Here is a 19933-nt window from a genome sequence, read left to right as displayed (position 1 = left end):
GGGGAAGATGAGGAGGTGGAGGGAGAAACTTCTAATTTTGAATTTTGAATTTTGAATTTTGAATTTTGAATTGTCGGAGTTGCTGGCGCTTTCGCCACAGTAGTCGAGCAGGTTTGAGAACCTCCTGCGACTTTCGTTGGAGCACTCGAAGACCTTTTTAAAAACCGTTTAATGGTAGTTTGTAACCAGGCGCTATCTAACTTTGCTGGTGAAGCAGCATCTACACCCCAGCGCCAGCCAAAAAAAGTGGAACGCTGATTAGCAACTACTGCTGCTGGATTTTCTTTAGCACCCCAAACTGCTGCAGTTTGAGTTGTGATGTTATCAGGAATGACAACGCCACCTCTTACCTCGCCAAAGAGTCCGTTTTGGTTTGCCCATTCTAGGAATTGTCCTTTTGGTGATGGTTGTAGCTTTTGTGGTTTATCAAGGCTGAATCCCCAATAGCCGCCCAAAAGAGTTCGCAGTAGTTGTCGCACTCCCGGTGCTGATAAACTTCCTACAGGACCACTTGCAATTAAACGCCCTCCTTTGCTCATCCATTCTTCCAGAGCTATGACTTGTGCTGGCGTTAATGACTCGACATTTGGTAAAAATAAAACTATGCGATCGCCCCAATCTGCTGCACTCTTCACACTAGATAGAGGAATCACACAATACTTCACTCCAGCGCTCTGCAAGCGGTTTGTAATTCCTGTCCACTGATTTGCATTTTCCTCACTCTGGACGATGCTCAATACTGGTTCTGAAGTTGTTGCTGTGGCTGGGAGAGTGTTTAGTAAATGAAATATTAAAAAATGAAATTTGACAAGAAGAAAACCTACTTTTTGAATTTTCAATTTTCTCTTTTCACTTCGTCCTTTCTGATTTCTCACTACACACACTCACTTTAACAATTCAAAATTCAAAAGTATACTTTACAGGCACACTACGTGTTCATGCAACTCCTCTACAGGTGGCACAAAATTCAAGAAATTAGTGATTGGTTTTTCAATGTTGACATCTAGCACCATTCTCAACAAGACCTCAAAAACCGGGTTTCTAAACAGAAAATTAAGGTTTAAAAGTGTCATCTTTCTCAAGAAACCACAGGTTTGACTCTGGTGGAAGATATAAGAATGCAAACTAGAGACGATTCATTATTGTACATTTAGTGGTTGAATGCAAGTTTGAATCAATTCTTCAATTCCAGCTACTGGAAAAATCTTTGTCTTCAGCTTACAAGCCACATCCTCAACACTGATGTCATCTAAAAATATCAATTCACCATGTTTGAGCATGACATTTGGTAGCAAAATCCCATCTCCTAAATCTTGTTCCTGTAACTTCAAAAGCAAATCATGACCAGTTAGCAAGCCAGTTACGGAAATACTTTGTCCCCAGTAATCGCTTGACAAAGCGCACATTTTCACCTCTAACCCATCAACAGAATTCAATCGCTTCAAAATAGGTTGAAATGCTTGTTCTACTGCATTGCCAACAACCCAAGTTAATTTTCTTGGTTGAACTTTTGGTGGTAGTAACTTGTCGGCGGCTTCTGTAAATTGTTTAATAAACAAACGAATAGAACCGACACCGTTATCTATTTGAGGATAATCTTCATATTCAGATTCATCTGGCAAATCCTCACCAGCAATCAAAAACCACTCATCTGCAAGCCAAACGCAGTTTTTTCCTTGCTGGCGAAATTCTTGCTGTAGCGATGCTCCCTTTGGGAGCCGCGCAAAGCGCGAACGCACCTGAGAAATGACTTCTTGTGCTTTCTCTCTGGTGACAGGTATCAGTTCATCCTCTTGAGGACGAAACCGCGTTAAACCGACTGGAACCACTGCCACAGAAGCAACAGCAGGTACTTCCCCAGTATGGAAAGATGCTAAATCTCTCAATGTTTGTTCTAAATGAACGCCATCATTAATACTAGGACAAACCACAACCTGTGCGTGAATTTGCAGTCTTCTTTTTTGGAACCACTTGATTTGCTGCAAAATTTGTCCTGCACGTGGATTTTTCAGCAGTTTAATTCTAACTTCGGGTTCAGTCGCATGGACAGACACATACAAAGGAGATAGCCGCATTTGTTCAATTCGCTGCCATTCTCGTTCACCTAAATTAGTAAGAGTTAAGTAAGAGCCATACAAAAAGCTCAGTCGGTAATCATCATCTTTGAGGTACAAGCTTGAGCGCTTACCTGGTGGTTGCTGATCAATAAAGCAAAACGGACAACGGTTATTACACTGAATCAACCCATCAAATAGCGCCGTTTCAAATTCTAACCCTAAGTCTTCGTCATAGTCTTTTTCAATTTCAAGGGAGTGGGTTTTGCCCGCAGCGTCTAAAACTTCTAGTTCTAGTACTTCATCAGCGCACAAAAACTGATAATCTATCAAATCACGAGGATGTGTACCATTGATGCTGACAATTGCATCTCCTGGTTCAAATCCAATTTCAGCAGCGATGGAATCTGGTAGGACTTTAGTAATTCGGGCAGGACGAATGATAGCCATGAGTCGTATATTTATGACATATAAACGCTTTGAACTCAAGTCCAAAGCTAACAGCCCAAGTCCGTTAAAACGGACTGAAATTATTGTGCAGTGATCAGAACTTATTTTAACTTACTGACAAGTAGAGTAGCTTTTATTACTTGACAGAAGAGTGAAGAATATTATTTTATCTTTAATAAAGGTCAAGAATTTGAGCATTAAGTTAATATGAAATAAAATAGAATGACTGTATTATTCCTGAAAGTTAAGTACTAAAAGTAGCAGTTTACAATTAGAGTGCGAAAAATAATCTTAAGCAACCGTGTGCTGTTGGCAACTGTATCGTTGAGTGTTGCACTATTTTTCATGATAATGCTCTCCCTGTCATTTGGAGCAGTCGGGATGACGGCATCTCAGTTATGGCAAGCAATACTTCGTCAAGGCGATACGCTCTATCAAACAATTATCTGGGATTTACGATTACCTCGCACTCTAGCAGCAATTCTGGTAGGTGCAGCTTTGGGGATGTCTGGCGCACTGCTTCAAGGAATGCTGCGTAATGGACTAGCAGATCCATTCTTGCTTGGTATTTCTGCTGGTGCAGGTTTGGTTGTGGTGCCAATAATCACATTAGGAGTCTTGCAGAGTTGGGTTCCTTTGGCTGCTTGGATTGGCGGCTTATTAACAACTCTTTTTGTTTATCTGCTTGCGAGGAGTGGAGATGGGATTTCAATTGAACGGCTGATCTTGGGTGGAGTCGCGATTAGCTCATTATTTGGATCAATTCAATCGGTTTTGTTGCTGCTGACAGACAATGGACAAGTGCAAGCAGCATTAAATTGGCTGATTGGCAGTTTGAATGGAAGAGGATGGAACGTTGTCGTTATTGCGGGACCATATATTTGTTTATCCTTATTGTTGGGAAGTTTCTTAGGGCGTAGTGTCAACTTGCTGAATTTGGGAGATGATTTGGCAGTTGGGTTAGGGGTTTCTTTGGTGCGATCGCGCGTTTTTATCGGTGCTGTAGCCACACTATTAGCCGCAGGTGCTGTGAGTGTCGCTGGATTAATTGGTTTTGTTGGCTTAATCGTTCCTCATGGTATTCGCTTGTTTGTTGGTACAGATTATCGAGTTGTTTTGCCATTGAGTGCTGTTGGCGGTGCTTTAGTTCTGACAGCAGCTGATTTGCTGTCTCGCTTGGGTGCTGTGGAGTTACCAGTTGGTGCTGTGACTGCACTTTTTGGATCGCCTTTGTTTATTTGGTTGCTGTATCAACGTAAAGGAAATTTTAACTAATCGCGCCCTCGTCCCCCACTGAAACTGTACTCAGTTCAGTGGCGGGATATAAGGCGGGAGGTGACGAAGACATTTCCGACTGATAATGACCGAAGGTGATTAAAGGAGTGGGTGTGCTATCGGAATCTCCTCTCTCCAGGAACTTCTAACGAATAAACAAAGTCTATAATCATAACAATAGAGCTACGAGCTCCTCCGAAAAACATTGGTGACGACCAACCACTTGACACAAACGGACTGGTAACAGGTGAACAGTGCAAACGTTGGGAAACGTAAACAAATATAGAATTCACATGGATTCGCTACATAAAAGACTCCGTGGGGCGTCAGGAGTCTATAATCTGCCTGTGGAGGAATCGGAACGTGGATGTTGCTGTATGGCTTGCCTTGGGGCATCTAGAGTAACGACCAATGAAGCAGGAAATTTCTACAGGGTGACTTGTAGAAGCCCACACTGTACCGCTTGCGGTCAGTGTGTGGAGAACGTCACTTAGTGGTCAAAATCCTAGAGTTGATTTCTTCGTGAGATATGATGGAGACGACTTCTAAAAGGCTATGGGTATGACTTCAGTATCCAATGGGCAATCAATGATTATTCAGACAGAGCGTGGACTGACGATCGCAGGCACTCGTATCACTTTGTATGACGTAATGGACTACGTGAGCGCCCAGTATCCGCCAAAGTTTATTCGTGCCATGCTCAGCCTGACAGATGAGCAAATGAATGCTGCTCTATCTTACATTAAGGCACATCGTGCTGAAGTTGAAGCAGAATATCAAACCATTCTCCAGGAAGCAGAAGAACTCAGACAGTACTGGGAAGAACAAAATCGTGAGTTATTTGCCCGGATTGCTGCAAAGCCCCCGACACCAGGTACAGAAGCTATCCGAGCAAAACTTCAGGCAGCAAAAGCCAAATTTGAGTCAAGGGCATGAACTTTCTGATTGACCACAATCTGAGGGGACATGCTGTTATTCTATTGGGCAGTCTCACGGCTAGCGGCTGGCTTGATTTAATTTCTATTCGCTTTGTCCTATTTGAAGAAGTGGAGTTACCAATCGATAGCAATGACCGAGTAGTTTGGCGATTTGCTCAAGCAAACCAGATGATTCTGCTAACCGCTAACCGAAGTATGAAGGGGAAAAACTCCTTGGAACAGGTGATGCGTGAGGAAAATACCCCCACCTCACTTCCTGTCGTTACGATAGGGAATATTGATCGACTACTCGCTGAACCAGACTACCGAGAACGTTGTGTTAATTGCCTAGTTGATATTGTGGTTGACATTGAAGACTTTCGAGGTGCAATGAGAATTTTCATCCCTTAGAGTCAGAGAGCAAAAGTGTCAAGGACTACATCTAAGTTTCTGCTCGTTTTAGATGTTCTTCGCCCCAATGACAGAGAACTTGCAAAACAGGCTCAAGACTTCTGCCGTAATCGGTGAACGAATACTCAACTTTGGGAGGGATATCTGAATAAACATGTCGATTGACAATCTTATCTTTCTCTAATTCTCGAAGTTGTTGAATCAGCATTTTTTCTGTAATTTCAGGTATTAATCGCTTCAGTTCACTGAATCGTCTTGTTCGATCTTTCAAGTGCCACAATATCAAAATCTTCCACTTGCCGCCTAACACTTTTAATGTCGTCTGCACAAATACAGTGCCTTCTGTCTGTTCTTCTGGCATCTACTTCACTTCACCTATCTATCAGGCACTAACAAAAAAGTAAGTACTTCTCAAAAAGTAAGCATAAATATAACCTGGAAATTGTTGAATAAATATCTTTAACGAGCAACAAGTAACACGATGTCATCTTTACAGGGAAAAGTTGCGATTATTACTGGCTCATCTCGCGGTATTGGAAGGGCTATTGCTGAACGATTAGGACGAGACGGGGCAAATGTTGTGATCACCTATGCGGGCAATCGAGACAAAGCACAGGAAGTTGTGCGGGCGATTGAAGCAGCAGGTTCACAGGCGATCGCCATTCAGCTAGATGTGCGTAACCTGGAAGAGGTTCGCGCCCTATTTGAGAAAACCATACAGCACTTCGGTAAAGTAGACATCTTGGTCAACAATGCAGCAGGAAAAAATATCTTCAAACCCACCTCAGAAATGACCGAAGACGAATACAACAGCATGTTCGACATCACGCGCGGTGTGTACTTCACCCTTGGGCAAGCCGCCCATCATTTAGCAGATGGCGGTCGGATTGTCAGTATCTCGACCAGTGGTACAGCAATGGCAATCCCCGCTGGAGGAGCATATGCAGGCTGCAAAGCGGCGATCGAGCATTTTAGCGCAGCACTGGCGAAAGAGGTGGGCACACGCGGCATTACTGTCAACACGGTTTCTCCCGGTGTCACCGATACAGATGGATTAGTACTCGATCAAGAGCAAGTCAATCAACTGATTGCTCAAACACCACTCGGACGTTTAGGTCATCCGGATGATGTTGCCAGTGCCGTTGCCATGCTGGTTTCTGACGATGCCCATTGGGTGACCGGACAAAGTTTACGGGCAAATGGCGGCATTGTATAATCATAAGCAAGGAGAAGCACCAATGACCTCACCTGTCACACTCATCAATGTCTTTGCGGTACCTCAGGGCAAAGAAGCAGAGTTCATCAAAACGTGGAACGAAACGGGTCAATCTTTGAAAAATGCTTCAGGATTTATTGACGCAAAGCTGCATCGCAGTTTAGATTCCAACGCTCGGTTTCAGTTCATTAATGTCGCCCATTGGGAAAGTGTAGAAGCTTATAAAGCCGCAATTTCTGAGCATGAACCGCAGGAGAAGCATCTGTCCTGGTTAGAAGCTAATCCTGCCCTGTATATTGTCGAAGCCGAATATTGAGCTTGTCCTAAGTAGTCAATAACCTGGACAAGTCTAGTCACTTACTGACAACTATCCCCGGTTTCTTCAATTAATTTATCAACAAAAGTTCTTAGCCGTTCTTTCCAGTCAGGGATGGCTTTTAACTTGTTTCTTACTCCTTTTCGGACATTAAAACACACAGGCGTTTTATCAAAAGGCTCTTCATTTAAAGGTTGCGCACCTAATTTATGATTTTTCTGGAAAGGCATTGTCATCGAGTGGATATATTACTATACTCATATATAGCGCAAACGTATTGAGGTCGGTCAATGCTTTTATCCATCAAGACTAAGTTAAAACTAACGCCAGCCCAAAAAACAATTATGGCTAAACACGCAGGTATTGCAAGGTTTACCTACAACTGGGGTTTGGCAACGTGGAAAAGCTTATATCAAGATGGATTCAAGCCGAACAAGTTTCTTCTCAAAAAGTTCTTTAACAACGAAGTAAAAACTCAGTTGGAATGGATTAAGGAGAAAGGAATCTGTCAAAAAATAACTCAATACGCTTTCGACCAACTAGGCGATGCATTTGGTCGATTCTTCAAAGGGCAAGGTGGGTATCCAAAGTCGAAAAAGAAAGGAATCAACGATTCTTTCACTATTGATGCAGGTGGAAAAACTATCTCAGTAGGAGGAGTGCGAGTTAAGCTGCCTACTATTGGATGGGTCAAGACTTTTGAAGGATTGCCTCATACCACAACCACCAAGCTAACAATATCTCGGATAGCTGGTGATTGGTATATTGCTTTCGCTTACGAAGTTGAAACCGAGTCTACGCCTAAATCAGTAGATGTTGTCGGAGTGGATTTGGGAATCAAAGAACTAGCTACTTTAAGTACTGGTGCCAAGTTTCCAAACCCAAAAGCCTATAAGAAGAACATCCAAAAATTAAAACGGTTGTCTAAAGCGCATTCTCGAAAAAAGAAAGGTAGTAGCAACCGTTGTAAATCAAAAATTAAATTAGCAAAGCATCATAACCGAGTAGCGAACATTCGCAAAGATTCACTTCATAAAGTCACTCACTACTTATGCAAAAACCACGCCGTGATAGTAGTGGAGGACTTGAATGTTTCGGGTATGATGTCGAACCACAAGCTTGCGAAATCCATTGCTGATTGTGGGTTTTATGAATTCAAACGACAACTTGAATATAAAACTAAGAAGTTTGAAAGCAAGCTAGTTGTGGTAGATAGATGGTATCCATCATCCAAAACTTGTTCTAATTGTGGTTGCAAAAAAGAAACACTCACTTTGAAAGAGCGAGTGTTTGAATGTTCCGAGTGCGGTTTTGTCATTGACCGTGACTTGAATGCAGCCATTAATCTGAGCCACTGCGTTGGCGGGGTTCCCCCGCTTGTAGCATGTGGCGTATCGCGTCTGGCTAAGGCGTGAATGCTTTCTAAGGGCTAACCGCTCCCATGCTCCCCATGAAGAAAGAAGTAAAGTCTAGATTTGTCTAGGTTTTATATAGCAGCAGAAATTTATCTAGTGTTTCACCACAGGAACTTCGCCGGGTACAGAAACCCGGTTTCTCAAACCAGCACGATTGACGTTTGGGCAGAGGTCATGTATCTTCAAAGTAGACACATGTGAAAAAAACATTTGAGCGTGTCATTCTTCACGCAACATCACTAGGGAATTTATGACCACCATCGTTACGAAGTGGGGAAACAGCTTAGCGGTTCGCATTCCTAGAGCATTGGTCCAACAAGTACAGATTCAAGAAGGAAGCGATGTGAGTTTGAGCATTTCGGGCGACAGCATTGTCATCACACCAAGAAAGCGGAAAAAATAAATATACGCTTGATGAATTACTCGAAGGTATGACACCAGAGAAATTCCATTCTGAAGTTGATACTGGAATCGCAATGGCGAATGAAATTTGGTGAATACTCCATACATTAGGCGGACTCTTGAATTCTGCCGAACTACGTTAAAACTTGCGTTTTTGATATTTTAGAGTTAAGATAAAAAAGATAGTTTGATTTTTAGACAGTTTCTTCCTTCCTGAAAAAAATTTGATCTCGCTCCGCTCCGCTCCGCTGACACGAGAGAAAAGAAAAAAGAGGAAAGGAGAAAAGGGCAAAAGTATAAAGGGCTACTGATTACATGCGGCGGAACACGCAACACGGAAACCGTTGTAGTTGTTGAAGATCCTGCAGCCAGCATCAAGGTTGCTGCGAGACGCCGAACGGCAGTCCTCAGGATCGTAGGACCAAGAACCACTACGCAGCAGATGATTATCATTCTCATTCAAAATCCACCAGGCATTGCCTTCTTTGGGTGCTCCTTCATAGTGCTCCTTCATAGTTATCATGCCAAGTATCAGCACACCATTCCCAGACGTTGCCATGCATATCGTATAAACAAAAGGCATTTGGTGGAAAACTTCCTACGGTTGTCGTTTCTTGTCGAAACTCTCCCTTGGGAGCATTTCCGTAAGTGTAGTTACCATCGTAATTTGCTAAATCAGTCGTGATCGTCTCACCAAAGTAAAAGGGTGTCGTCGTACCAGCACGACAAGCATATTCCCACTCCGCTTCGCTGGGTAACCGATAATCCCTTCCCGCTGTGAAATTTATTCTAAAATTAAGTCTAGCACAAAATTCTAACCCATCATACCAAGAAATTCTCTCTACTGGTCGGTCATCTCCTTTAAAGTAAGACGGATTTGGATCTAGTTCTTTGTTGACTTGAGGTAAAGCCGCTACGGCTCTCCATTGTGCTTGAGTGACGGGATATCTGCCCATGAAGAAGGGTTGAACTGTGACTTGGTGTTGGGGACGTTCGTCATCTCGACTACCTTGCTCGTTTTTAGGTGCGCCCATCATAAACGTACCACCAGGAATCGCGACCATTTCTAGGGTGACACCGTTTCCTAAGTCTTCGGTGAAGTATTGTGCTCGACATTTTTTGCGGCTAATTTTCCAACCTTGAGCATTCACTGTCACCACATCAAATTCAAACGATTTTAAAACTGATTTGTTGCTGTTGGAATAGATAGCGTTAATTTCTTGAGCGATTTTCTGCACATCAGGATTACCAGGTCGTTCATTCAACGCTCCCTGAATTAATTCTGGTATGCGATTTTGGCGGTCAAGCTGTTCTATTAATTTGAAAACAACTAAATTATAGTTGGAATTACTAGGAACTTCTGATTCGCTTATATCAAGTTCCGTGCGTAGCATCATCACCAGTTCGTCGCGGTTCGGAAAGGCAGACTTGAGTGCTTCTCTTATTTTCCTGATTGTTTCTCCAGACAAACCCATTAACGGCTACTCCATAGTTAGAAAAAATAAAATTTTGCTGCTGATTAACAGCTTAACTCTCGTTCCCAGGCAAAGCGCCTGGGAATGAAATTCGCTATGGGCTGCTGCCTCTAGTAGCAAACATGAGGCAGCAGCCCACATTGCTGCATTCCTTGCCAGAGACAAGGAACGAGACAACCTTGCCAGAGACAAGGAACGAGACAACCTTTATCCCACGTTGATTTGACCCCACCCCCGTAAAGCTACGCTTCACGTCCCCTCCCCTTACCAAGGGGAGGGGAGGTTTTGGCGCAAGACAAAACCGGGGTGGGGTAAAGCGACAATTGTGGGCAAGGATAAAGGCACGATATGAAAACTGCTATATTCACCATATTGGTTGACCACTTCGTAAATCAGCCAATAAACCTTGCTTCTCTAAACGTGAACAAATAGCATTGAAAGGAGTTCCCGCGTTGTAAGTTGGATTTATCGAGTCAGGATCACCGCTATGATGCAGTGCTACTAAATTCCAGTTAATGTCAAAACATGGAGAACCAGAAGAACCAGGCTCAGTATTCGTTTTGTATTTAACAGTTGTGCCATTTTCATTGATGCCAATAATAGCATCTGTGTCAAACGCCAATTTTAATGGCTCGGCTTTTGGATGTTGCACTATTAATAATGGAGTCTCACGCAAAAATTCATAAGCTTGGGTAGGTAAGGAAATCCATCCTCGCTGTGGAGCATTTGGATCAGAGTTTTTTGCGATCGCTTCTTCTCCAGGAACTCCATCTACCCGAAGTAAGGCATAATCTAATTCATCAGGTGTTGGCAAAGAATTTTTGGTGTAAGGACTTTTATCAATCAGCCAGTCGGACTCTACTAAGCGATACTCTGTACCTTTGTTGATAATATTGCCGTCCGCTAATTGCTTATAGTCAAAACGCAGAATAACATTACTGGCATTTGCTTGTCCGGAATCCACAGATTCAATGACATGGTAATTCGTAATAACGACATTGGGTGCAATCAGAAAACCTGTACCAAATTCTTTAGTATGATTGTTATTAGTAATTTCTATACGGCAGACTTGCGCTTCAATTGTGCCTAACTTTTCTCGCCATGTATTCACGTCTAGAAAACTATTCGTTTTCTTAATTATTCTCTCTAGTGCGCCTCTTGCTGATAGCTGTGGTGGCATAGGAGTCGCAAGATTGAACTCCTGAGCAAAGACAAATAATGCTGGGTTTCCAGGATTTGACTTACGAGCACCTGCAATCAGTTTATCAACCCATCCCTCAGCTTCTGCAGCTTGAATTAATCTAAAGACAATTGCTTGTAAGTCATTGCCCATTGCTATTGCATTTAGGTTTTTTCCAAACTGGAATTGTACTAATTCAGCAAGTCTTTGCTGCTCTGGAAATGCGTCAAGTAGAGCTTGTGTGAATTGTTTGTATTGCTGACCAGTTAGTTTCATGGGTTCTTTTAGAGGATGTTTTAAAAGGGTTGTTCTATGTCATGTTGAACGCAGCGAAGCGGAGTGAAACATCTGAGTATGTGCCCGAAACCCCAGATTCTGAGTCCCAAGGGGACACGCTGCGCGAACGTTACGCTTCGCTCCACTCAGAATGACAAATTTATTTTTAGATCGATTTGGGGGCGGAACGGTTATTAGGTGCTACGAAGGATGGCGAGAAAATCGCAGTCGAAATCAAAACGTTTCTCGCTCCTTCGACAATTTCAGAGTTTCATACTGCGGTTGGACAATTTATCAATTATCGCATTGCACTAGAAGATGATGATCCAGAGCGAACGCTCTATCTTGCAGTTCCGTTAGATATTTACAAACGCTTTTTCAAATACTCATTCATTCAAACGGTTATTCAACGTAATCAAATTCCGCTCTTAGTCTATGACACAGAGAAAAAGGAGATTGCACAATGGATAAAGTAAGTTTATATCGTCAATATATTCAGGAGTTGCTGAGTGAACGGGCAAAACTGCGATGCTCCTCCGGAGCCGCTACGCTAACGCCCAATGATCCGATTGAAAGCGAGACGATTTTTGACACGACGAGCGATCGCTATCAGCTTGTGAATGTCGGTTGGAAGAATAGTAGCACTCGGATCTATGGCTGTGTGCTGCATGTGGATATTAAGGATGGAAAAATTTGGGTGCAGCATGACGGAACAGAGGATGCGATTGCGCAAAGCGCAGACGCCTAAAGGCGTATCGCAGATCAGCTTGTGGCGCGAGGAGTTCCGAAGCAAGATATTGTGCTAGCATATCATGCGCCTCATGTGCGACAGTACACAGACTTTGCGGTGGGGTGAGAAGTTCTTATAGGAAAGTAGGCTGAAAACCCAGCCTCTTTAGACATCCTCTTAAAATGTGCCCTTAATTGCAGCATAAGCAAGAGTAATGATAAATGGGATGATAATCGGGATAGCAACAATAAGTCCTATTTTGCCAAACCGAATTTCTTGCCCCTCCATTTTCAACAGAGCTATTACGCCTGCAATTCCCATTAAAATCCATATAACTCCAAAGACAATAAAGATAACAAATACTGAGTCATTCATTGTTTTTCCCTTTACTGTCCAATAAAAACACCCGGTTAGGGTGTACGGTAAATATTATAAATGTGTAGTGATTCGACAATCAGTAACTTTTTGTGTAATACTACCTACGTCAAACCTGCTTTTCTCCCCTCAAAAGTTAGATTTCGTATTCAGAATTGGTAGTTCTAAAGATGTAGTGCTCTTTCGGGCGATCGCCTGAATCGTAGTCGTTCCTGGCTCGTAAGTCCTCGGTGAAGACGTAAGCGGGAAGCTGTCTGTGGGATGCGATAGCTAGTTAGCAAGGCGTAATAAGATGCTATTAGAAACAAACAATCTCACTGGTGGATACGATAGTAAACCAATTGTCCAAGAAATCCAAATCGCACTCCAAGCAGGAGAATGGCTGAGTCTAGTCGGTGCAAATGGTTCACAATGATGATAGCCAGTCCGAAATGTGTTGATTGACAACATCTGGTACTTCATCATGAGGACAATGACCAGCACCTGGAATTGGCACAATTTGGATATCTTTGCCATTCTCCCGCGCTTTTTCGTAAATTTTTACCCCAGTGATTGGCGTCCAAGGGTCATCTGCACCCCATATGACTAGCAATGGGCTGGTGATTTTAGGCAAAAGTTCTGTTGGAGAGGGACCAGGAGGTGCAGTGAGGATAGAGGTAAAAACTTGTTGTGCTCCTGGATCACAAGAAGGAGCATAAAGCAAGTCTACCAATTCATCGGTGACAGCTTCGCGGTTACGGTAAACTTGATATAGGGTACGGCGAATTTGGGCTTTTTGACGGACACGATTGAAGACAAATGCTCCCGTGATGCGCGATCGCACTAATCTGTTAAAAGCTCCCATCGCAATCCGTAACGGTGGGTTCAACTCATGCGGTCGATGGCTTAATCCACCTGCACAGTTAATCAAAACACCTCCTGCAGCTATTTCTGGATGTTGGGTTACCACCGTTAAGCTTAAAAGTGCGCCAATTGAGTTACCGATAAAGACAGTGGGTTCTTGAATATGTGCTGTCCAAAAATCCTTGAGTAGTTCCACCCATAGTTCCACAGTGTAATTTAACACAGCCTTATCAGAACCTCCAAACCCCAAAAGGTCAACGGCAAAGACTCGATAACCAGCGGCTGCTAAAACAGGGATATTTTTCCGCCAGTGTCCAATGGAAGCACCAAAGCCATGAACAAGTACTAAAGGGCGTCCTGTACCCATCACGGTGTACTGAATTTTGTGACCTTGCCAAGTCCAAAAGAGTTTTTCAAAGTTGGGTGTTACTTGCTGTTGGGTTGTTACAGTCATTGTTAAGTTTCTTAAACTATATCCTCATACTAGCCATTTTCTCTGATTTCAAAGAATTAGGAACAACGTTCTCAGTACAGGAACGTGCAGGTTCCTGTAGAGGCATAAATTTAACCTAAGATTGGGCTAATCTAAAATTGAGTGATGTCAGTCGGGTTAAGTTCTCGCCGCCACGGTTTGAGAATGAGTGCTGACCAAAAAACAAATCCCAATATAGCCAAACCACTCAACCCATCAGTCCAAATAAAGAAGTGCATCTTCGCTGAGAATTGTGACAGACTTCCATAAAGGTAATGCCCTAGGCTTGATAAACCGGTTAATGAGTAGACTAACAAACAACCATAAGCAAGCCAAAACTTTCGATATTCATACAACCAATACCCAATGATTCCCAATGCTGTAAGAATAAGCCACGATTGATAAATTGAAGGGGCTGTAATCCAGTCTGGTTCGGGATATTGCTTGATAAAGAGATAATTATCTGTGAAATGAATGCCCGTCGAAATAATACTGACAATGAGAAGAGTTTTCAGCAATTTATGATACTTAACTTCAAGATTCATAATTAGCTTTCCTCAAATTAAATATTTTTAGCTGCATACCAGCGATGTACGCTGCTATAAGCAAATCGAAGCTGACACAAGCGATCGCATACCAGTGTGGAGTGAATGTTGCACCAATGTTCGCCATATGTAGCTTGATATCCCACAGAGGATGAGTCATCCAACCTAACATCAGCCACCATTTTGAGTAACGCAGTCCCAATACAGCAAGTAAGCCATAAACTCCAACACCAGCGACTTCAATCGCTATCCATAATTGACTAGCACCGCCCCCCATTGCAAAGCCAATATAGATAAGTGCAGCAACGACAAGCCCAACCGCAAGCGTTCGTGATTCTTGATTTGGCTGAATTTGCGCGAGGGCAAGAAACGCAATTGCACCTACTAAACCAAACAATATCCAACAAACAATAATCATCGTTTTATGGTACTTCAACCAGTGAATGAGCAAGTTGAGTATCCACCGTTGAATGCACATAAGGTGCAAATAAACAACGTTCCTCTGGACGTAACCGTCTTGGACGCATCGTTTGTGTATCTACAAACAATCCTTTTTGCCATCCTTCTGCTGCGAGTGTTCCCTGTTCTTTATAAAACTGAAACTGCATAATAGCAGATGCATTTTTCAGTTCAGAAAGCCACATTTCCATCCGCACGCGATCGCCTAAATAAAGTGGCGATTTATAGGTAATATTAGTTTGAACCAGCACCGGAGCAAACCCTTGCTGAAAAATGTCCTGCGTTGGCATTCCAACGGCTTCCAGCAGTTTTGTCCGTCCAATTTCCATCCACTGAATATAGACAGTGTTGTTCACGTGCCCAATGAAATCAATGTGAAAAGAATACACCTCTAACTCAAAGGAAATCTTTTGCATCCTGAATCCTAAGTCACTGCTCAGTGACAATGTATCATAGTCACCAATTGGTGACAAGTAGATGAGAACGATTCATGGTTCGGGATAAAGAAGAAACGAAGGCACGAATTCTGGCAGCTGTTGGTAAACTATTGGCAGAATCGGGCTTTAAGCAACTGGGGGTGAATGCGATCGCCCGTGAAGCCGGCGTCGATAAAGTCTTGATTTATCGATATTTTGAGAATCTTCCTTCCCTGTTGCAAACTTTTGGCAAGGAGGGGAACTATTGGATAACAGTTGAAGAATTAGTTGGGGATGAAACAGCCGTCGATGCAGAATCGCTGGCTGACTGGATGGTTGTCTTATTAACGCGCTTTCTGGATGACTTGCAAAAACGACCGATTACGCAAGAGATTATGCGTTGGGAGTTACTCGAAGGTAATGAGTTAACGCATGAGTTAGCAACGGTGCGCGATCGCGTGGCGATTGAAAGTTTGGAATTTCTCAAGCAAAAATGTTCTTTTCCGCCAGATAAAGACATTCCTGCTATCAGTGCGGTGTTGATTGCTGGAATTGTTTATCTAGTTCTGCGAACAAAAGTCAGCAAGACATTCTTAGGAATTGATTTTAGTTCACCAACTGGATGGCAAAGGATTGAAGAGGCAATCACATCTTTGATTCAGGCAATAATGGTTGAAACTGATGGATAAAGCAGCTTCCCTATATAGGGTATCTACTGATTATTCTAAAGTCATCGCTCCATTTCTACTTTCATGATCTTGCACATAAACATCTCTGATTGGAAAGGGAATTGTAATTCTTTCTTTCTGATAGCGTTTGTGTAATTTCTTAATCAATAAATGTCTAGCCAAACGTTGATCAAAAAACTCATTAACCCGCATATAAAGCATAAAATTTATACTAAAATCGGCAAATTCATGAAATCTTATATAAGGTTCATTTGCGATTAATTCTGGAGCAATTTCCTGCATGACCTGTTTAGCAACTTCTACAGTGACTCTTTCAACTTGCTCAAGGTCGCTATCATAGCTCACTCCCACAGTCATAGTTAATGTGATTTCCTTAACTGGGAGATGATAGTTCGTGAAAATAGCAGAAGCTAGCTTAGAATTTGGTACTATGATGACGTTATTGGAAAGCTCTTTGATAGTTGTATTTCGCCAAGTTATATCTGTCACATATCCTTCATGATTTCCACTATCTAATTTAACGTAATCTCCTGTTCTAACTTGCTTAGAGATAATTAAATAAAAACCAGAAAATAAATTTGCTAGTGTATCTTGAAGTGCTAGACCAACTGCTAAACCACCAACACCTAAAGTTGTTAATATTGGTGTAATTTGAACTCCTAATGTTTGTAATACAATTAATGATCCTAAAACTAAAACTGCTGTTTTAGTAACATTAGAAAGTAGTGATGCTGAAAAACCATCTGTTTTCCGAAAAAATAAGTTAACAAACCCAGCAGTTAGTCTGGCAAAGACAACAGTAACTGTGTATAAAAAAGCGCCTGTAATAATTTTTTTTAATAATTCTGCAACATCTGGTTCAGGACGGTAACTAACAGTTGCACCGTAAAACCCAGCTAGTAAGCACCAGAAGAAGGGCATACGGTTTAGGGAACGAAATATAACTGCACTTCCTGGAATTCGTCTACTAGCAACAAATTTGTTCAGTCTTTGAAAGAGAATTTTTTCGCATATGATTCCACCAAACAAGCCAGCCAAAACAAATACAAGTGGCAAAATCCAATGTTGTATCATGACAATTTTGATTTTCAATTTTGGATTTGAGATGAGGATAACTCAATTGTTCCCTTGTTTAGTGTAAACAAAACTGGTAAAAATCTATGTTGCTTTAACCATTGAGCAGACAAAATATCACTCATTTCTTAGCTTTGTGTAGAAACAGCAAAATCAAACGCGATAATATTTCTTAGTGTTTTGGCTGTTAGAATTTTTTACAACTATTACTTAATGGACTTACCGATAGTCTACCATCCTGACTACGTTGCCCCACTACCTGAAGGTCATCGCTTTCCGATGGCAAAATTTCGGCAACTCTACGAACTCTTATTAGCAGATGGCGTGGCGCAAAAAGAACAATTTCATCTGCCCTCACGTCCACCACAAGAGTTTATAGAGTTAGTTCATACCCGAGAGTATGTTCAAGCTTATTGTCACGGTACTCTTGATGCCAAAGCACAACGACGTATTGGATTACCTTGGAGTTCCTCACTAGTTAATCGTACGTGTGTAGCAGTTGGTGGGACAATCCTGACAGCACAACTAGCGCTAAAGTACGGATTAGCTTGTAACACTGCTGGTGGTACTCATCACGCCTTTCCCAGTTATGGATCTGGTTTTTGTATTTTCAATGATTTAGCGATCGCATCTCGCGTATTACAAAAACTCTGCCTGGTTCAAAAAATCTTAATTGTAGACTTGGACGTGCATCAAGGAGATGGTACTGCTTTTATCTTTCAAGAGGATGATAGTGTTTTCACCTTTTCAATGCATTGCGAAGTCAATTTCCCTGGTACTAAGCAAAAAAGTGATTTGGATGTTTCCTTACCTGTAGGGATGGAAGATGATGCTTACCTGCAAACATTAGCTGAATATCTACCAGATTTGTTGTCTAAAGTCAAGCCAGATTTAGTATTGTACGATGCTGGTGTTGACCCTCATGCAGGAGACAGGCTAGGAAAATTAGCCTTAACGGATGCTGGTATATACCGCCGAGAAATGCAGGTTTTGAGTACTTGTCTTGCGGCTGGCTATAGAGTAGCGTGTGTGATTGGCGGTGGATATGCTGATGACCTGAAATCACTTGTCTATCGTCACTCTTTAGTCCATCGGGCAGCGAGTGAGGTTTATCGCCAATACAGATTGTGAGATAAACCTCCTCACTTTCTACGGCACAACTAACACTGGACAAGGAGAAAGATTAATCACGCGGGTGGTAACGCTATCAGTTGCCCCCTCGTCTGTCAAGCCTAGTCCGCGACAACCCATGACAATTAAATCTGCTTCTATGTCATCTGCAACATCACAGATAGTAAAAGCAGGTTTGCCTTGTCGTTCCAGGGTTTCGGCTGGAATACCTTGCCCGGCAAATAAAGATTTGGCTGTTTCTAGTAGTTGGGCAACTGTCTGTGGTGAGGACATAACATCCCCATTAGGTGAGTCTGCTGCGGGTTCCTCTACTACACTTAACAGGACCAAGCGACTACCATACTTTTGCACAATATTGACAACCACATCGGCTGCTTCCCCTGTTTCTCGACTTTGATCAACTGGAAATAGAACTGTTTTAAACATTCGGGTTCACCTGTGCCCCCATGACTCGGTAAAATCTGGATGGTTGTACTTATCAAAACATAACAAACAGGCAATCAGGAGGTTTGTGCCGTGCCCAAGAAAACTTTAGCAAATTTGTCTGCAACAGACTTGTCTGGTAAACGCGCCTTAGTAAGAGTTGATTTTAACGTGCCAGTTGATGATGCTGGCAACATTACAGATGATACTCGCATTCGTGCTGCTCTGCCTACCATACAGGATTTGACGCAGAAGGGAGCTAAGGTGATTCTAGTTAGCCATTTTGGACGTCCTAAGGGTGTAGATGACAAACTGCGGTTGACTCCGGTTGCCAAGCGTCTGTCTGAGTTATTAGGGCAAGAAGTCGTTAAAACTGACGACTCTATTGGCGATGAAGTTGCATCTCAAGTCGGGGCTTTACAAAATGGACAAGTCCTGTTACTAGAAAATGTCCGTTTCTACAAAGAAGAGGAGAAAAACGATCCAGAATTTGCCAAAAAACTGGCAGAAAATGCTGATTTATACGTCAACGATGCTTTTGGTACCGCACACCGTGCCCACGCTTCTACCGAAGGCGTGACTAAGTACCTGAGTCCCTCTGTGGGTGGGTATTTGATTGAAAAAGAATTGCAGTATCTGCAAAGTGCGATCGAAAATCCCCAGCGTCCTTTGGCGGCTATTATCGGTGGTTCCAAAGTTTCCAGTAAAATTGGCGTGATTGAAGCCCTTCTGGAAAAGTGCGACAAACTCATCATCGGCGGTGGAATGATTTTCACCTTCTACAAGGCTCGTGGTTTGAATGTCGGTAAGTCGTTGGTAGAAGAAGATAAGCTAGAACTGGCGAAGTCTTTGGAAGCTAAGGCAAAAGAAAAAGGCGTGACTTTCCTGCTACCTACAGATGTGGTTGTCGCAGATAAATTCGCCCCTGATGCTAATTCTCAAACCGTTAGCGTGGAAAACATTCCCGATGGTTGGATGGGTTTGGATATCGGACCTGATTCGATAAAATTGTTCCAAGAAGCTCTTGCTGATTGTAAGAGCGTTGTTTGGAATGGTCCAATGGGTGTGTTTGAGTTTGATAAGTTTGCTGCAGGAACTGAAGCGATCGCCCACACACTCGCCGACATCAGCAAAGGCGGCGCAACTACCATCATCGGTGGTGGCGACTCCGTGGCTGCTGTGGAAAAAGTTGGTTTAGCTGATCAAATGAGCCACATTTCCACTGGTGGCGGTGCGAGTTTGGAGTTACTCGAAGGTAAGGAATTACCTGGTATTGTCGCACTAGATGAAGCATAAGGCTCAGATGTAAACTCAATGTAGAGACGTTATGTGTAACGTCTCTATAACAATGTGGAATTCAGATAAAACCAAAATGGCTGGAATAGACGC

General features: G+C 42.6%; 22 protein-coding genes and 5 pseudogenes. 13 read left to right on the top strand and 14 right to left on the bottom strand.

The window, feature by feature from the left end; all coding sequences use genetic code 11:
• Both DP117_RS26115 and DP117_RS26110 read right to left on the bottom strand, forming a co-directional pair.
• Positions 1-875: pseudogene (locus DP117_RS26115) on the bottom strand (DUF4350 domain-containing protein); the annotation flags it as partial.
• A 264-nt stretch (positions 876-1139) separates the two neighbouring features.
• Complete coding sequence (locus DP117_RS26110; RefSeq protein WP_169221127.1) at positions 1140-2504, bottom strand: TIGR03279 family radical SAM protein; 1365 nt, start codon at positions 2502-2504, stop codon at positions 1140-1142.
• Positions 2505-2774: 270 nt separating this feature from the next.
• Between DP117_RS26110 and DP117_RS26105 the strand changes: the two genes are divergently transcribed.
• The 3 genes from DP117_RS26105 to DP117_RS26095 all read left to right on the top strand — a co-directional run bounded on the left by DP117_RS26105 (position 2775) and on the right by DP117_RS26095 (position 5107).
• A complete protein-coding gene (locus DP117_RS26105) occupies positions 2775-3779 on the top strand; it encodes an iron ABC transporter permease (RefSeq protein WP_169221129.1) in 1005 nt (334 codons plus the stop codon).
• A 561-nt stretch (positions 3780-4340) separates the two neighbouring features.
• Positions 4341-4715 (top strand): DUF433 domain-containing protein, encoded by a 375-nt coding sequence (locus DP117_RS26100; protein ID WP_169221126.1) that lies wholly within the window; start codon positions 4341-4343, stop codon positions 4713-4715.
• Positions 4712-5107, top strand: a complete 396-nt coding sequence (locus DP117_RS26095) for an ACP S-malonyltransferase (RefSeq protein ID WP_169221125.1) — start codon at positions 4712-4714, stop codon at positions 5105-5107. The genes DP117_RS26100 and DP117_RS26095 overlap by 4 nt, the downstream gene beginning before the upstream one ends.
• 31 nt (positions 5108-5138) lie before the next feature.
• On the opposite strand, the gene DP117_RS26090 is transcribed toward DP117_RS26095, so the two are convergent.
• Positions 5139-5468: a winged helix-turn-helix transcriptional regulator gene (locus DP117_RS26090; protein WP_169221124.1), complete on the bottom strand. Its 330-nt coding sequence runs from the start codon at positions 5466-5468 to the stop codon at positions 5139-5141.
• A 120-nt stretch (positions 5469-5588) separates the two neighbouring features.
• On the opposite strand from DP117_RS26090, the gene DP117_RS26085 reads away from it, so the two are divergent.
• Both DP117_RS26085 and DP117_RS26080 read left to right on the top strand, forming a co-directional pair.
• Positions 5589-6323, top strand: coding sequence for an SDR family oxidoreductase (locus DP117_RS26085; protein WP_169221123.1), 735 nt, complete (start codon positions 5589-5591; stop codon positions 6321-6323).
• A 22-nt stretch (positions 6324-6345) separates the two neighbouring features.
• Positions 6346-6639: an antibiotic biosynthesis monooxygenase gene (locus DP117_RS26080; protein WP_169221122.1), complete on the top strand. Its 294-nt coding sequence runs from the start codon at positions 6346-6348 to the stop codon at positions 6637-6639.
• Positions 6640-6680: 41 nt separating this feature from the next.
• Here DP117_RS26080 and DP117_RS26075 read toward each other — a convergent pair whose 3' ends face one another.
• On the bottom strand, positions 6681-6875 hold the full coding sequence (locus DP117_RS26075) for a hypothetical protein (protein ID WP_248277839.1): 195 nt from the start codon (positions 6873-6875) through the stop codon (positions 6681-6683).
• A 54-nt stretch (positions 6876-6929) separates the two neighbouring features.
• Between DP117_RS26075 and DP117_RS26070 the strand changes: the two genes are divergently transcribed.
• The gene (locus DP117_RS26070) at positions 6930-8054 is read left to right on the top strand and encodes a transposase (RefSeq protein WP_248277838.1); all 1125 of its coding nucleotides are present in this window, start codon (positions 6930-6932) and stop codon (positions 8052-8054) included.
• A 250-nt stretch (positions 8055-8304) separates the two neighbouring features.
• Positions 8305-8457 (top strand): AbrB/MazE/SpoVT family DNA-binding domain-containing protein, encoded by a 153-nt coding sequence (locus tag DP117_RS36545; RefSeq protein ID WP_248277837.1) that lies wholly within the window; start codon positions 8305-8307, stop codon positions 8455-8457.
• Between the two features lie 303 nt (positions 8458-8760).
• Here DP117_RS36545 and DP117_RS26060 read toward each other — a convergent pair.
• From DP117_RS26060 to DP117_RS26055, 3 genes and pseudogenes are all read right to left on the bottom strand, one after another.
• Positions 8761-9637: pseudogene (locus DP117_RS26060) on the bottom strand (formylglycine-generating enzyme family protein); the annotation flags it as partial.
• Positions 9638-9682: 45 nt separating this feature from the next.
• A pseudogene (locus DP117_RS36540) lies at positions 9683-9931 on the bottom strand (effector-associated domain EAD1-containing protein); the annotation flags it as partial.
• A gap of 364 nt (positions 9932-10295) precedes the next feature.
• On the bottom strand, positions 10296-11387 hold the full coding sequence (locus DP117_RS26055; RefSeq protein ID WP_169221121.1) for an effector-associated domain EAD1-containing protein: 1092 nt from the start codon (positions 11385-11387) through the stop codon (positions 10296-10298).
• A 176-nt stretch (positions 11388-11563) separates the two neighbouring features.
• On the opposite strand from DP117_RS26055, the gene DP117_RS26050 reads away from it, so the two are divergent.
• Both DP117_RS26050 and DP117_RS26045 read left to right on the top strand, forming a co-directional pair.
• Positions 11564-11863 carry an element excision factor XisH family protein gene (locus DP117_RS26050; RefSeq protein ID WP_211176352.1) on the top strand — a complete coding sequence of 100 codons (300 nt, stop codon included), beginning with the start codon at positions 11564-11566 and terminating at the stop codon, positions 11861-11863.
• Positions 11851-12243: pseudogene (locus DP117_RS26045) on the top strand (XisI protein). Before DP117_RS26050 ends, DP117_RS26045 begins: the two are co-directional and overlap by 13 nt.
• Positions 12244-12294: 51 nt before the next feature.
• On the opposite strand, the gene DP117_RS26040 reads toward DP117_RS26045, so the two are convergent.
• Positions 12295-12492, bottom strand: a complete 198-nt coding sequence (locus DP117_RS26040) for a hypothetical protein (protein ID WP_169221120.1) — start codon at positions 12490-12492, stop codon at positions 12295-12297.
• A 292-nt stretch (positions 12493-12784) separates the two neighbouring features.
• Between DP117_RS26040 and DP117_RS36535 the strand changes: the two are divergent.
• A pseudogene (locus DP117_RS36535) lies at positions 12785-12901 on the top strand (ABC transporter ATP-binding protein); the annotation flags it as partial.
• On the opposite strand, the gene DP117_RS26030 reads toward DP117_RS36535, so the two are convergent.
• The 4 genes from DP117_RS26030 to DP117_RS26015 all read right to left on the bottom strand — a co-directional run bounded on the left by DP117_RS26030 (position 12899) and on the right by DP117_RS26015 (position 15227).
• A complete protein-coding gene (locus tag DP117_RS26030) occupies positions 12899-13789 on the bottom strand; it encodes an alpha/beta fold hydrolase (protein ID WP_169221119.1) in 891 nt (296 codons plus the stop codon). The pseudogene DP117_RS36535 and the gene DP117_RS26030 sit on opposite strands and share 3 nt — an antisense overlap.
• A gap of 131 nt (positions 13790-13920) precedes the next feature.
• Positions 13921-14352, bottom strand: a complete 432-nt coding sequence (locus DP117_RS26025) for a hypothetical protein (protein WP_169221118.1) — start codon at positions 14350-14352, stop codon at positions 13921-13923.
• Positions 14342-14770, bottom strand: coding sequence for a DUF6010 family protein (locus DP117_RS26020; RefSeq protein WP_169221117.1), 429 nt, complete (start codon positions 14768-14770; stop codon positions 14342-14344). Before DP117_RS26020 ends, DP117_RS26025 begins: the two co-directional genes overlap by 11 nt.
• Before the next feature lie 4 nt (positions 14771-14774).
• The gene (locus tag DP117_RS26015; protein WP_169221116.1) at positions 14775-15227 is read right to left on the bottom strand and encodes an acyl-CoA thioesterase; all 453 of its coding nucleotides are present in this window, start codon (positions 15225-15227) and stop codon (positions 14775-14777) included.
• A 74-nt stretch (positions 15228-15301) separates the two neighbouring features.
• On the opposite strand from DP117_RS26015, the gene DP117_RS26010 reads away from it, so the two are divergent.
• Positions 15302-15916 (top strand): TetR/AcrR family transcriptional regulator, encoded by a 615-nt coding sequence (locus DP117_RS26010; RefSeq protein ID WP_169221115.1) that lies wholly within the window; start codon positions 15302-15304, stop codon positions 15914-15916.
• 30 nt (positions 15917-15946) lie between these two features.
• On the opposite strand, the gene DP117_RS26005 is transcribed toward DP117_RS26010, so the two are convergent.
• The gene (locus tag DP117_RS26005; protein WP_169221114.1) at positions 15947-16990 is read right to left on the bottom strand and encodes a mechanosensitive ion channel family protein; all 1044 of its coding nucleotides are present in this window, start codon (positions 16988-16990) and stop codon (positions 15947-15949) included.
• A 213-nt stretch (positions 16991-17203) separates the two neighbouring features.
• Here DP117_RS26005 and DP117_RS26000 point away from each other — a divergent pair, with 213 nt between their 5' ends.
• Positions 17204-18121, top strand: coding sequence for a histone deacetylase (locus DP117_RS26000; protein ID WP_169221113.1), 918 nt, complete (start codon positions 17204-17206; stop codon positions 18119-18121).
• A gap of 18 nt (positions 18122-18139) precedes the next feature.
• On the opposite strand, the gene DP117_RS25995 is transcribed toward DP117_RS26000, so the two are convergent.
• Entirely contained in the window at positions 18140-18547 is a 408-nt protein-coding gene (locus DP117_RS25995; protein ID WP_169221112.1) for a universal stress protein, read from the bottom strand.
• A 90-nt stretch (positions 18548-18637) separates the two neighbouring features.
• Between DP117_RS25995 and DP117_RS25990 the strand changes: the two genes are divergently transcribed.
• Positions 18638-19840 carry a phosphoglycerate kinase gene (locus tag DP117_RS25990; RefSeq protein WP_169221111.1) on the top strand — a complete coding sequence of 401 codons (1203 nt, stop codon included), beginning with the start codon at positions 18638-18640 and terminating at the stop codon, positions 19838-19840.
• Positions 19841-19933: the final 93 nt, after the last annotated feature.

The organism is Brasilonema sp. UFV-L1 (genome assembly GCF_012912105.1).
Taxonomy (GTDB): Bacteria; Cyanobacteriota; Cyanobacteriia; order Cyanobacteriales; family Nostocaceae; genus Brasilonema.
The sequence above is the reverse complement of the archived record's forward strand: the minus strand, read 5'-3'. Positions and strand labels throughout refer to the sequence as shown.

What these genes read in the sequence shown, in the direction of transcription:
- DP117_RS26090 (WP_169221124.1), bottom strand. Translation starts at nt 5,468, where the DNA reads ATGCCAGAAGAACAGACAGAAGGCACTGTATTTGTGCAGACGACATTA.
- DP117_RS26095 (WP_169221125.1), top strand. Translation starts at nt 4,712, where the DNA reads ATGAACTTTCTGATTGACCACAATCTGAGGGGACATGCTGTTATTCTA.
- DP117_RS26030 (WP_169221119.1), bottom strand. Translation starts at nt 13,789, where the DNA reads ATGACTGTAACAACCCAACAGCAAGTAACACCCAACTTTGAAAAACTC.
- DP117_RS26055 (WP_169221121.1), bottom strand. Translation starts at nt 11,387, where the DNA reads ATGAAACTAACTGGTCAGCAATACAAACAATTCACACAAGCTCTACTT.
- DP117_RS26085 (WP_169221123.1), top strand. Translation starts at nt 5,589, where the DNA reads ATGTCATCTTTACAGGGAAAAGTTGCGATTATTACTGGCTCATCTCGC.
- DP117_RS26005 (WP_169221114.1), bottom strand. Translation starts at nt 16,990, where the DNA reads ATGATACAACATTGGATTTTGCCACTTGTATTTGTTTTGGCTGGCTTG.
- DP117_RS26010 (WP_169221115.1), top strand. Translation starts at nt 15,302, where the DNA reads ATGGTTCGGGATAAAGAAGAAACGAAGGCACGAATTCTGGCAGCTGTT.
- DP117_RS26110 (WP_169221127.1), bottom strand. Translation starts at nt 2,504, where the DNA reads ATGGCTATCATTCGTCCTGCCCGAATTACTAAAGTCCTACCAGATTCC.
- DP117_RS26040 (WP_169221120.1), bottom strand. Translation starts at nt 12,492, where the DNA reads ATGAATGACTCAGTATTTGTTATCTTTATTGTCTTTGGAGTTATATGG.
- DP117_RS36545 (WP_248277837.1), top strand. Translation starts at nt 8,305, where the DNA reads ATGACCACCATCGTTACGAAGTGGGGAAACAGCTTAGCGGTTCGCATT.
- DP117_RS26000 (WP_169221113.1), top strand. Translation starts at nt 17,204, where the DNA reads ATGGACTTACCGATAGTCTACCATCCTGACTACGTTGCCCCACTACCT.
- DP117_RS26080 (WP_169221122.1), top strand. Translation starts at nt 6,346, where the DNA reads ATGACCTCACCTGTCACACTCATCAATGTCTTTGCGGTACCTCAGGGC.
- DP117_RS26075 (WP_248277839.1), bottom strand. Translation starts at nt 6,875, where the DNA reads ATGACAATGCCTTTCCAGAAAAATCATAAATTAGGTGCGCAACCTTTA.
- DP117_RS26020 (WP_169221117.1), bottom strand. Translation starts at nt 14,770, where the DNA reads ATGATTATTGTTTGTTGGATATTGTTTGGTTTAGTAGGTGCAATTGCG.
- DP117_RS26025 (WP_169221118.1), bottom strand. Translation starts at nt 14,352, where the DNA reads ATGAATCTTGAAGTTAAGTATCATAAATTGCTGAAAACTCTTCTCATT.
- DP117_RS26015 (WP_169221116.1), bottom strand. Translation starts at nt 15,227, where the DNA reads ATGCAAAAGATTTCCTTTGAGTTAGAGGTGTATTCTTTTCACATTGAT.
- DP117_RS26100 (WP_169221126.1), top strand. Translation starts at nt 4,341, where the DNA reads ATGACTTCAGTATCCAATGGGCAATCAATGATTATTCAGACAGAGCGT.
- DP117_RS25995 (WP_169221112.1), bottom strand. Translation starts at nt 18,547, where the DNA reads ATGTTTAAAACAGTTCTATTTCCAGTTGATCAAAGTCGAGAAACAGGG.
- DP117_RS26070 (WP_248277838.1), top strand. Translation starts at nt 6,930, where the DNA reads ATGCTTTTATCCATCAAGACTAAGTTAAAACTAACGCCAGCCCAAAAA.